Source organism: Ideonella sp. P3_A4, assembly GCF_056403075.1.
This window is the reverse complement of sequence record NZ_JBFUGE010000172.1, coordinates 1-11,586: the sequence shown is the minus strand read 5'-3', so window position 1 is coordinate 11,586 and position 11,586 is coordinate 1. Positions and strand designations below refer to the sequence as shown.

Below are 11,586 nucleotides of genomic sequence, written 5' to 3'. Positions count from 1 at the left end.
ACGCTGCCGTCGCCCAACTGAGCCAGACCACGCAGCAGAACGCTGCCGGCTCCGAAGAGCTGGCCGCCACGGCCGAAGAGATGAGCGGGCAGGCCGAAGAGCTGCAGAACATCATCGCCTTCTTCAAGACCGGCGCCGTCGCAGCTGCACCGCAACGCAGCGCGCCGCGCAGGTCGACGGCGCGTGCGTCCTCTCCTGCGCCTCGCTCTGCACCGCGCGCCGAAGCACGGCACGACGTGGCGCTCGACGAAGCCCTGTTCGTCAAGTACTGACCGCACCGTCGACCAGCGAGGACCGAGAGATGAACGCTCTTGTTCAAGCCGCCGCGCGCGGCCCGACCGAGTCCAGCCGCGCCCTGGCGCAGGACCCGACGCAGTACCTGACCTTCATGTTGCGCGGCGAGGTGTACGCGATCGGCATCCTGTCGATCAAGGAGATCATCGAATACGGTGGCCTGACCAGCGTGCCGATGATGCCGGCCACGATCCGCGGGGTGATCAACCTGCGCGGCGCCGTGGTGCCGGTGATGGACCTGGCGGTGCGCTTCGGCAAGCCCGCCGGCGAAGTCAGCAAACGCACCTGCATCGTGATCGTCGAGCTGGCGATCGGCGGTGATCAGCAGGTGGTCGGCATCGTCGTCGATTCGGTGAATGCCGTGCAGGAGATCGCCGCCGGTGACATCGAACCGCCGCCGGGCTTCGGCATGGCCATCGCCACCGACTTCGTGCTCGGCATGGGCAAGGTCGGCGGCCGGTTCGTGATCCTGCTCGACATCCAGCAGGTGCTGGCCATCGATGGCCTCGCGGCGACCGAAGCCGCCGAAGCGATCGACAGCACGCGCCTGTTGGCCGCGCACTGAGCACCGCGCCATGCACACGGTTTCGGCACCCTGCACGACGGCCGAACTGAGCGACCGGGAGTTTCTTCAGTTCCAGGCCTTCATCCACGAAGAGGCCGGGATCACCCTGTCGCTGAACAAGAAGGCCCTGGTCAGCGGGCGCCTGGAAAAGCGGTTGCGCGAGCGCCATCTGGGCAGCTACACCGAGTACCTGGGCCTGCTGCGCAGCGGACAAGACAACGCCGAGACCCAGCTCGCGGTCGACCTGCTGACGACCAACGAGACCTACTTCTTCCGCGAGCCGCGGCACTTCGAGCTGTTGCGCGAGATGGCTTTGGCGGCGCGCAAAGAGGGTCGGCCCCTGCGCGTGTGGAGCGCCGCCTGCTCCAGCGGCGAAGAGCCCTACAGCATCGCCATGGTGCTGGCCGACTGCCAGGGCGATCTCGGCTGGGAGGTGCTGGCCTCGGACATCAGCAACCGCATGCTGGTGCGCGCGCGTGCCGGCCACTACCCGGAAACACGCACCGACGGCATCCCCGCGGCCGACCTGCAGCGCCACTGCCTGCGCGGCACCGGGCCGCACGAGGGCACGCTGCTCGTGAACCGCAGCCTGCGCGAGCGGGTTCGCTTCACGCAGATCAACCTCGACCGGCCACTGCCGCGGCTGGGCCTGTTCGACCTGGTGTTCCTGCGCAACGTGATGATCTACTTTTCCGCCGAGACCAAGCGCAGCGTGGTCGCCCGGCTGGTGCAGACGCTCAAGCCCGGCGGCCAGCTGTTCATCGGTCACTCGGAATCGCTGACCGACATGCACCCCGAACTGCGCCCGCTGGCGCCTTCGGTCTACCGCAGGCAATGAGGGCTCCCATGATCCAGGTGATGATCGTCGACGACTCGGCGGTGGTGCGGCAGGTGTTGGGCGGGTTGCTCGAAGCGGCGTCGGGCATCGAGGTGCTGCACGCGGTCGCAAACCCGCTGCTGGCCATCGAACGGATGAAGTCGAGCTGGCCCGATGTGATCGTGCTCGATGTCGAGATGCCGCGCATGGACGGCATCACCTTCCTGCGCAAGATCATGGCCGAGCGGCCGACGCCGGTCGTGATCTGCTCGACCTTGACAGAGAAAGGCGCGACGACTTCGGTCGAAGCCCTGTCGGCCGGTGCGGTGGCGATCGTCACCAAGCCCAAGCTCGACCTGAAACGCTTTTTGAACGACAGTGCGGCCGAGCTGGTGGCGGCTGTGCGCGCCGCAGCGCGCGCCAACGTGGCGCGGCTAGGCGCCCGCGCGGCCGCACCCGAAGCGCCGGTGCGCCTCACGGCCGACGCCATCCTGCCCGCGGCGCAGCCCCGCGCGATGCTGCAGACCACCGAGCAGGTGGTGGCCATCGGCACCTCCACCGGCGGGACCCAGGCGCTCGAGCAGGTGCTGACGGCGCTGCCACGTGTGTCGCCCGGGCTGCTGATCGTGCAGCACATGCCCGAGAAATTCACCGCCGCCTTCGCTCAGCGGCTGGACCAGCTCTGCGCCATCAGCGTGAAAGAAGCCGAGAGCAACGACCGCGTGCTGCCTGGCCGCGCGTTGATCGCACCGGGCGGTCGCCACATGCTGCTGCGGCGCGCCGGTGCGCAGTACGTGGTCGACGTGGTCGATGGCCCGCCAGTGAGCCGGCACCGGCCGTCGGTGGACGTGCTGTTCCGCTCGGTGGCACGCGCGGCGGGCTCGAACGCATTGGGCATCATCATGACCGGCATGGGCGACGACGGCGCGGCCGGCCTGCTGGAGATGCACCAGGCCGGCGCGCGCACCGTGGCGCAAGACGAAGACAGCTGCGTGGTCTACGGCATGCCCAAGGAAGCCGTCCGGCGCGGCGCGGTCGACAAGAGCGTGCCGCTGCACGCCATCGACCGCGAGATCCTGGCGCAACTCGCCCGGCCCGGGCGCTGACGCAGCGCCTGGACACCGGCCGCGATGGCTTGGACCATGACCTCACGGCAGGGATACCGCAGAACGTCAACGACAGACGATCCGACGCGTCATGCGACGGCAGCGTGACCTCCAGCAGTTCTTGAGTGGCGTTGTCACGATGGTCTTCCTTCAGCACTTCATCAACCCGGGTGAAGGAGGCCAAGAAGGCCTTGCGGCCCTCGACGACCTGGGCAATCAGCGATTTGCCTTTGTCGCTGTACGCAAGTGACTTGATCTCGCGCAAGGGCGGACGAACCCTTCGGAACATCATCGGCAGTTCGAGCTTTCGGCGACTGCGCAGGGCCCTTGCCACGTTCGGGTTAGTCTGCGGAGGCTCGTGAGGCGACTGCATTGACAGTAGCCATACACGTCCAAAAGATCTGGGAGCATCGATGAGACCCATTTCGACGCAGACTGACGGGGTCGCGGCCAGCGATTCGGCCGGTGCGCTGGGCGAGCCCCGAGCGGGTGTGCAAGGTGGTGCCTCGGAGGCGGTGGCAGGGCAGCTGTCTACTCCTGCCTGGTCGAGCCGGCGGATCAGCGTCATGTTGGGCGTGGCGCTGGCGCTGCTCACGGCGTCGGCCGTCTACCTGATCCTTCAGCAACGGGCCGATGTCTGGCGCACAGGCCGCCACAACGTGACGCACGTGGCCATGGGGCTGGAATCAGCGGTGAGTGCGCGGCTGATCCAGTCCGAGTACAGCCTGCGCGGGATCGGTGCCGACCTGGTGGAGTCTGGCGGGGCACCGGAGCGGATCGAAGGCGTGCTGCGCAACGCAATGCGCTTCGACCCGACCTCGGCCTATCTGGCTTACCGCTCGAAGGGGCGCGTCGACATTGTCGTCGTCGACCAGGCCGGCAAGCGGGCCTCACCGGAATTGGAGCGCGAGGTGCGAGCGCTGGCCGATGCCGTGGCGGCGCCGGAGGTCGAGATCCGGCCGGCGATCAGGCTGCCGGGCCAGGCCGATTGGTACGTGCCCATGGTGGTCTCACTCGGCCGGGCCGGCGGTGACTCCGTCGCCCTGATTCCGGCCAAGCGGCTGGTGGCCGGTGCGGACACGCTGCTGTTGTTGCGCGACGGGTTCGTTTCGTTGGTGACCGCCGACGGAACGAGGCTGTTGCGCTACTACAAGGCGCGCGACAGCTTTGAAGTGGGCGGCCCGCCATTGGCCCAAGACAGTCTGCGCGAGTTGCGCTCGCGGCGCGTGGGCAACTTCGAGAGCGACAACTTCCTGACCGGGGAGCGCCAACTCGTCGGTTATTCCAAGTCGCCATCGTTGCCGCTGTACGTCGGCGCCATCATCCCGCAGGCCGAGCTCTATCGGTTGTGGGTTGCGGCTTCGGTGGGCCCCGGGGCGGTGTTCCTGCTCGGCCTCGGCGGCGTGGTGGTCTTCGGCCTGAGGCTTCGCACTGCACTGCGGCAGCAGCGTGCCGCCACCAACGAAGCCCGCCTGGCCACCTCGCAGGCCCAGGCCGGCTTGACACGGTTTCGCCGTGTCTTCGACGCGGCCGCGACCATCATGCTCGTCGTCTCCGAGCGGGACGAGCGCATCGTCGAAGCCAACACGGCCTGCTGCGACCTGTACGAGTCGTCGCGCGACCAGATCGTCGGACGAACGGTTGCCGAAGCGGGGATCGCGTTGCGGGAAGAAGATCAAAAGCGCGCGATGGCCGAATTCCGCATGGCGGGCCGGGTGCGCAACCTCGAAGTGCACGGCACCAACCGATCCGGCGGCGGCGTCACGCTGTTGCTGAGCATCGAGCCCATCGAATATGGCGGCGACCCGTGCCGACTGCTCGTGGGCCTGGACATCACGGCCAACAGGCAGGCGATGCAGGCGCGCGCTGCGGCAGAAGCCGCCAGTCAGGCCAAGAGCGAATTCCTCGCCAACATGAGCCACGAGATTCGCACGCCGATGAACGCAGTGCTGGGACTGACGGGGCTGGCGTTGCGCACCGAGCTGACGCCCAAGCAGCGCAGCTACCTGACCAAGTCACAGACCGCAGCCGAGTCGCTGCTGGAACTGATCAACGGCATTTTGGACTTTTCGAAGATTGAAGCGGGCAAGCTGGAACTGGAGCGAAGGGAGTTCTCGCTCGACGACGTGCTGGAACATGCGGTGGCGATGGTGGGGCAGCGGGCACAGCAGAAAGGCCTGGAGCTGCTCATCGCTGTTGCCGCCGACGTCCCCAGGCATTTGATTGGCGACGAACAGCGCTTGACCCAGGTTCTCATCAACCTCTGCAGCAACGCAGTCAAGTTCACGGCAGACGGCGAAGTCGTGGTCACGGTGTCGCGCGTCAGCAAGACCGATCGACCTGGTCATCTGCGGTTCTCCGTCCGCGACACCGGCATCGGTATGGACGCCGTCCAGTGCGCACGACTCTTCCAGCCCTTCGCACAGGCTGACGCTTCAACCTCACGCCAATACGGCGGCACCGGCCTCGGGCTGGCAATCTGCCGGCAACTGGTTGAACTGATGGGCGGCGCCATCCGTGTGTCGAGTCAGCCAGGCTTGGGCAGCGAGTTCGTGTTCGAAGCTGATCTGGAGCTGGCCCCAGTCCCGACGGCGGCCGTGGCGGCGCCGGCAAACCTTCGCGGCTTGCGCGTGATGGTCGTCGACGACAGCCATGCCGCACGCGATGTGATGGCGGGAATGCTCAGCCCGCTTGGATGTGACCTGGTGTACGCGATCGATGCAAGCGAATGCCTGGCGATACTCGGCGATGCGCGCCAAGCGGCAATCGACGTGGTCCTGATGGATTGGCAGATGCCAGGCATGGATGGGTTCGAGGCCGCGCGACGCATTGCGGCCGATGAGCAGCTGGCGCACAAACCCCGCGTCATCCTCGTCACGGCGTACGGCGACGATGCGACGGCAGAGCGTGCGCAAGCCGCCGGCCTGAACGGGTGCTTGTGCAAACCAGTGACCGAGGGCGCGTTGCGCCAAGCCATCGTCGACGCGTTGGGCATGTCCCAAGCTGATTTGGCGAGCGCGGCCGCGACGCCGAAGGAAGACCCTCGAACCTTGCGTCGGCTGGCCGGGCGGCGCGTGCTGCTCGTCGAGGACAACGAGTTCAACCAATTGGTCGCACAAGAGCTCCTGACAAGCGTGGCGCACATGGACGTGACGGTGGCGCCCACCGGCCAACGGGCACTGGAGCTGCTGCGCACCCAGCGATTCGACGTCGTGTTGATGGACGTTCAAATGCCCGACATGGACGGGTTTGAAACAACCCGACGCCTTCGCGCGGAGCCGGCACTCCAAGCCTTGCCTGTCATCGCCATGACGGCGCACGCCACGTCACGGGACCGCGAACTTTGCCTGGCCGCCGGCATGAGCGACTTCGTCACCAAACCGTTCGATCCGAACCAACTATTCGCCATGCTCGCGCGCTGGACGGGTAGGACGGCGCCCACTGCAGAAGTATCTGCTGCGCCTGTGCCGTCTGACGGATGCGTTTCGGTAGAACAAGGGCTGCGGCATTGCATGGGCAAGGTCGATCTGTACGACAAGATCGCGCGACGCTTCGTGTCTGGCGGAGCCAACTGGCCCGCGGAGATCAAGGCCAAGCTGGACGCTGGCCACTTGGCCCAAGCGATGTTGATGGCTCACTCGATGATTTCCACAGCGGGAATCCTGGGAGCGCAAGCGTTGTCGACAACTGCGCGATCGCTTCAGTCCGCCATTGACGTGAACGATCACGCACGTATCGACAGACTGGCCGAAGAGATCTCCCTCGAGCACGGTCGGGTGTCGACGGGATTGAGTGTCTACCTGGCTGGCCGCCTGACAAGTCAGTCTGAGGCGTGACCGACGGCGCTTGCTCGGATTCACACCCTGCGATCACCTCTCAGGAGCGGGACGGTGACCACGCCAAGGTGACGCCGCACACCAACATGCCTACACTGCAACGCAAGGCGGCATCAAACGACAGGGAGCGGCCGCCCACCCCCCGATGTCGTTGGACAACCCCGTGAAGCGCGTCTCGTTGCGACGCAGCCTGGTGCTGGCGGCCGCCGGTCTGGTGCTGGCTTTGCTGCTGGCCTTCACCGCCGCGCTGTACGCGTTCGTGTGGGTGCCGGCCCGGCGCGATGTGGCCGATGCCCAGCTTCGCTTCGCTTCGGGCCAGGTCGAGGCGCGCTTGCGCAACCTGGTCGGTCGGGTCGAGGCCACGGTCAACATGAACCGTGAGTGGGGGCAGCGCGGCCTGATCGACATCGATGACCCGGCGGCGTTCAACCGCCTGCTGATGCCGCTGCTGGAGCGTGGACCACGCATCTCGTCGGTGGTCGTGGCCAACGAGTCGGGCCGCGAATTGCTGCTGATGCGCCAACCCGACGGCAGCTGGTTGAACCGCCTGACAGACCCGCAGCGTCAGCCCGGCAGCGCGCGCCTGCTGCACTACGACAAACAGGGCCAGGCCACCAGCAGCGACACCCACCCGCTCGAGTACGACGCGCGCCAGCGGCCCTGGTTCCAGGGCGGGATGGCGCTCACCGAGCCCGAAGGCATCTTCTGGAGCGAGCCTTACGTGTTCCGCTCCAGCCAGCAGCCCGGGTTGTCGGTGGTGGTGCGCTGGACGGGCGCCGACGGCCAGCGCCGGGTCATGACCACCGACCTCAAGCTGATCGACCTGTCGCGCTACACCCGCGAGATCACCGTGGCCCAGAGCGGCTTCGTCGCCTTGTTCAGCGACGACGGCAAGCTGCTCGGGGCGCCACGCGATGAGCGCTTTGCAGAAGATGCGCAGGTGCAGGCAGCGGTGCTCAAGCCCATCGACACCCTGGGCATCAAGCCTTTGTCGATCTGCCTGTCGCAGTGGCGCTCCACCGGACAGCTCGACGGCGAGCTGCTGCACTTCACGGCCGACGGGCAAGACTGGCTCGCCACCGTTCGACGCAGCCGTTTTGGCGACCATGCCGTCTGGGTGGCGACGATGGCGCCGGAGCGCGAGTTCTCGCTCGCCAGCACACAGCCCTTGGCCGCCCTGGCGACGATCGCGTTGGTTACCTTGGCGCTTGCGTGGCTGCTGGCGACTCAGCTGGCTCGCCGCTTTGCCGACCCCCTGGCCCGACTCGCCAGCCAGAGTGCACGCATCGGGCGACTGGAGCTCGACCCGACCGAACCGGTGCAAACGCCCTGGCGCGAACTGGACGATCTCGCCCGCGCGCAGGAAGACATGCGCACCCAGTTGCTGACGGCCACCCGCGGCCTGGCCGAGGCCAATGAATCGCTGGAGAGCAAGGTCGTCGAGCGCACGCGCGAGCTGGCGACCGCGCGCGACGCCGCCGATGCGGCCGCGCGAACCAAGGCCGAGTTCCTGGCCAACATGAGCCACGAGATCCGCACACCGATGAACGCCATCATCGGTCTGAACGGCCTGACCTTGCGAACCGAGCTGACGCCGCGCCAACGCGGCTACCTGGAAAAGGCCCAAGGGGCGGCGAACTCGCTGCTGGGCATCGTCAACGATGTGCTCGACTTCTCGAAGATCGAGGCCGGCAAGCTCGAACTGGAGAGCCGGCCCTTCGAGCTGCAGGCGGTGTTCGAGCGGGTCACCGCGGTGATCGGCCTGAAGGCGCAGGAAAGAGGCTTGGAGCTGCTGATCAACACGGCGCCCGACGTGCCGGGCATGCTGACCGGCGACGCCTTGCGTCTCGAACAGGTGCTGATCAATCTGTGCAGCAACGCGGTCAAGTTCACCGAGCAGGGAGTGGTCGAGCTGAGCACGGTCAGGCTCGCGGCCGACTCGCCAGACCACGTGACCCTGCGCTTCACCGTGCGCGATACCGGCATGGGCATGGACGACGAGCAGACCGCACGGCTGTTCCAGCCCTTCGAGCAGCTGGACGCTTCCGTCACCCGCAAGCACGGCGGCACCGGCCTGGGCCTGGCGATCTGCCGCCGGCTGGTGGCGTTGATGGGCGGCGAGATCGGCGTGCGCAGCCAGCCCGGCAAGGGCAGCGAATTCCACTTCACGGTCCCGTTGGGTCTGACGCAAGCAAAGAGCGCCGAATCACCGAGCAGGCCGATCGGGGCCCACGCGCCGCCGGCGAACATCCAGGTGCGCGACGACAGTGCCAATTCGCGCGACGTCCTCGCCGAGGCGCCGGCCTCGCTGCGTGGCCGCAAGGTGCTGCTGGTCGAAGACAACGACCTGAATCAACTCGTGGCTTCCGAGTTGCTGGGGCACATCGGCGGCATGCAGGTCACGATCGCTGGCGACGGCCAGGCGGCCGTCGAACTGATCAACGCCCAGGACTTCGACGCCGTGCTGATGGATGTGCAGATGCCGGTGATGGATGGCTACCGGGCCACCGCGCTGATTCGCGAGAACCCGCGCAACGCGCATCTGCCGATCATCGCGGTCACCGCCCATGCGCTGGTGGGTGACCACCAGAAGTGCCTGGATGCCGGCATGAACGACCGCCTGACCAAACCGTTTGTCTCAGGCGACCTGTTTGCCACGCTGAGCCGGTGGCTCGACTAGGTTTTCGTGCGGCGTGCAGCGTGCAGCCAGGTGCTGTTCCTTGACTAGAACGGCCGGTCGCCGACGATGCCCGCGCGCTCCATCTTGCGGTGGCAGGGCGGGTAGTCCATCACCGCGTAATGTTGGGTCGAGCGGTTGTCCCAGAAGGCCATGCTGTTGCGCTTCCAGCGCCAGCGCACCTGGAACTCGGGGATGCAGGCCTGGCTGATCAGGTAGGCCAGCAACTGGCCCGCGCCGGGGTTGGCATCCTGACCGAAGCGCACATTCGCCGGTGTGTGGTAGTTCGTGAAATGGGTCGTGAAGGCATTGACGAACAGCACCTTCTCGCCCGTCTCGGGGTGGGTGCGCACCACCGGGTGCTCGGCATCGGGGAACTGAGCCCTCAGGGCCAGGCGCTTCTCGATCGGCATCGCCGCGCCGAAGCTGGCCTCGATGCTGTGGCGGGCGCGCAGGCCAGCGATCTTCCCCTTCACATCGTCGGGCAGGCGGGCATGGGCCTCGATCATGTTGGCCCACATCGTGTCGCCACCCTCGGGCGGACATTCGACGCAACGCAGCACGCAACCGAAGGGCGGCGTTTCGCGCCAGGTGGCATCGGTGTGCCAGGCGTTCTCGTAGCGGTCGATCGGCGCGTCAGGCGTCTTGTAGATGCGAACCAGGCCTGGGTGCTCGGGGTCGCTGCCGACCACGGGGTGATCTTCGAGCTCGCCGAAGCGGCGCGCGAAGGCCACGTGTTGGGCGCGCGTGATGTCCTGGTCGCGGAAGAACAGTACGCGGTGCTTGAGCAGCAGGGCACGCACCTCAGCCAACAGGTCATCGTCCTCGGCCGCAACACCGAGGTCGATGTTGGCGAGCTCGGCGCCGATGCTGCAGGTCAAGGGCTCGACCCGGATCGAAGACTTCAGCACACCGGCACGCACGAGGGCCGGGGCGGACGAGGTGGTGGGCGTCATGGGGCGGGTCTCCAATCGTCTGGCTTTCTGCCGGGTCCCAGTGTGGGCAACGCGGTTTGCCCCGGCTTGACGAGCGAGGCCATCAACTTACCATTTGGCGACATGCAAAACCTGGTTCGCGCTGCCAGCCTCACCAACTATGTCGACGTCGCGCGCGGTGCCGGGCTGGACCCGAACCGCATGCTGATGGATGCAGGCCTGGCGTCCAGCATGCTTCTTGATCCCGATCTGAAGCTGCCGGCCGACCGCGTGGCCCAGTTGCTCGAGGCTTCGGCCGCGGCCTCCGGCTTCGAGAGTTTCGGCCTGCACATGGCCGAGTCGCGCCAGTTGTCGAACCTCGGTCCGGTGGGCCTGCTGATCCGCGACCAGCCGACGCTGCGCGACTCGCTGGCGGTGCTGATCCGCTACCACGCGGCGCTGAACGGCTCGATTGCGATCATGCTCGAGGAATCAGCCGGCGTGGTCGTGGTGCGCGAGGAGATCGTCGTCGGCCCGGGCGTGCCGGTACGCCAGGCGATCGAGCTGGCGATCGGTGTGTTGCTGCGCCTGATGCGACGCATCCTGGGTGACGACTGGCGACCGCGGCGCGTGTGCTTCATGCACGCGCCACCGAAGGACACCAGCACTCACCTGCGCGTGTTCGGGCCTTGCGTCGAGTTCAACCACGATTTCAACGGCATCGTCTGTTCCAAGGCCGAGCTCGATGCGAAGAACGCCAGTGCCGACCCGCTGATGGCGCGCTACGCCCAGCGCCTGCTCGACGAGACTGTCGAGGTCGACACCTCACGCACCGTGCTCGAAGACGTGCGCCGCACGGTGTTGCTGCTGCTGCCCTCGGGCCGCTGCAACATTGAGCTGGTCGCCGAGCACCTGGGTCTGGTGGGCCGCACGGTCCAGCGCCGCCTGGCCGATCAGGGAGTGAGTTTTTCCGAACTGGTCAACCAGCTGCGCGTGGAGCTGGCCACGCGCTACGTGACGCAAAGCGACCGCCCGCTGATCGACGTGGCCGCGCTGCTCGGCTTTGCCGCACCGAGCGGCTTCTCTCGTTGGTACCAAGGCCAGTTCGGCTGCAGCCCGACGCAGAGCCGCGCCGGCGGCGGAGTAGCGCGGGACAGATAGCCGACCGCGTGGCCGATTGCGGCCTGGGAAGACACACCACTGCGAAGGGTTGCGCGTGGTGGGTAGCCCGGGGGTACGTTCTCCGGCTCACGCTCGCGGTCGACTGTCATAGACCGCGAGGGACAGCCGCATTGACACCGTGGTGCCCTAGACCCGTGGGGGCGACCGCGAATGGAGCCTGCGCCCGCACCCCCGAGCCACCCACCATGGAACCGT

7 protein-coding genes and 1 pseudogene are annotated in these 11,586 nt (G+C 67.0%); 7 read left to right on the top strand and 1 reads right to left on the bottom strand.

Annotation, left to right across the window (positions count from 1 at the left end):
* The 6 genes and pseudogenes from AC1DYI_RS16310 to AC1DYI_RS16285 all read left to right on the top strand — a co-directional run.
* Positions 1-272 (top strand): annotated as a pseudogene (locus tag AC1DYI_RS16310) (methyl-accepting chemotaxis protein); the annotation flags it as partial.
* A gap of 29 nt (positions 273-301) precedes the next feature.
* The gene (locus AC1DYI_RS16305) at positions 302-859 is read left to right on the top strand and encodes a chemotaxis protein CheW (protein ID WP_477205179.1); all 558 of its coding nucleotides are present in this window, start codon (positions 302-304) and stop codon (positions 857-859) included.
* Between the two features lie 10 nt (positions 860-869).
* Positions 870-1,697 (top strand): CheR family methyltransferase, encoded by an 828-nt coding sequence (locus AC1DYI_RS16300; protein WP_477205178.1) that lies wholly within the window; start codon positions 870-872, stop codon positions 1,695-1,697.
* A gap of 8 nt (positions 1,698-1,705) precedes the next feature.
* Positions 1,706-2,782 (top strand): protein-glutamate methylesterase/protein-glutamine glutaminase, encoded by a 1,077-nt coding sequence (locus AC1DYI_RS16295; RefSeq protein ID WP_477205177.1) that lies wholly within the window; start codon positions 1,706-1,708, stop codon positions 2,780-2,782.
* Positions 2,783-3,348: 566 nt separating this feature from the next.
* Positions 3,349-6,618 (top strand): hybrid sensor histidine kinase/response regulator, encoded by a 3,270-nt coding sequence (locus AC1DYI_RS16290; RefSeq protein ID WP_477205176.1) that lies wholly within the window; start codon positions 3,349-3,351, stop codon positions 6,616-6,618.
* Between the two features lie 163 nt (positions 6,619-6,781).
* Positions 6,782-9,298, top strand: coding sequence for an ATP-binding protein (locus AC1DYI_RS16285; protein WP_477205175.1), 2,517 nt, complete (start codon positions 6,782-6,784; stop codon positions 9,296-9,298).
* Positions 9,299-9,342: 44 nt separating this feature from the next.
* Here the strand turns inward: AC1DYI_RS16285 and AC1DYI_RS16280 are convergent, their stop codons facing one another.
* On the bottom strand, positions 9,343-10,191 hold the full coding sequence (locus AC1DYI_RS16280) for a TauD/TfdA dioxygenase family protein (protein WP_477205180.1): 849 nt from the start codon (positions 10,189-10,191) through the stop codon (positions 9,343-9,345).
* A gap of 162 nt (positions 10,192-10,353) precedes the next feature.
* Between AC1DYI_RS16280 and AC1DYI_RS16275 the strand changes: the two genes are divergently transcribed.
* The gene (locus AC1DYI_RS16275) at positions 10,354-11,370 is read left to right on the top strand and encodes an AraC family transcriptional regulator (RefSeq protein ID WP_477205174.1); all 1,017 of its coding nucleotides are present in this window, start codon (positions 10,354-10,356) and stop codon (positions 11,368-11,370) included.
* The last annotated feature ends 216 nt before the right edge of the window (positions 11,371-11,586 follow it).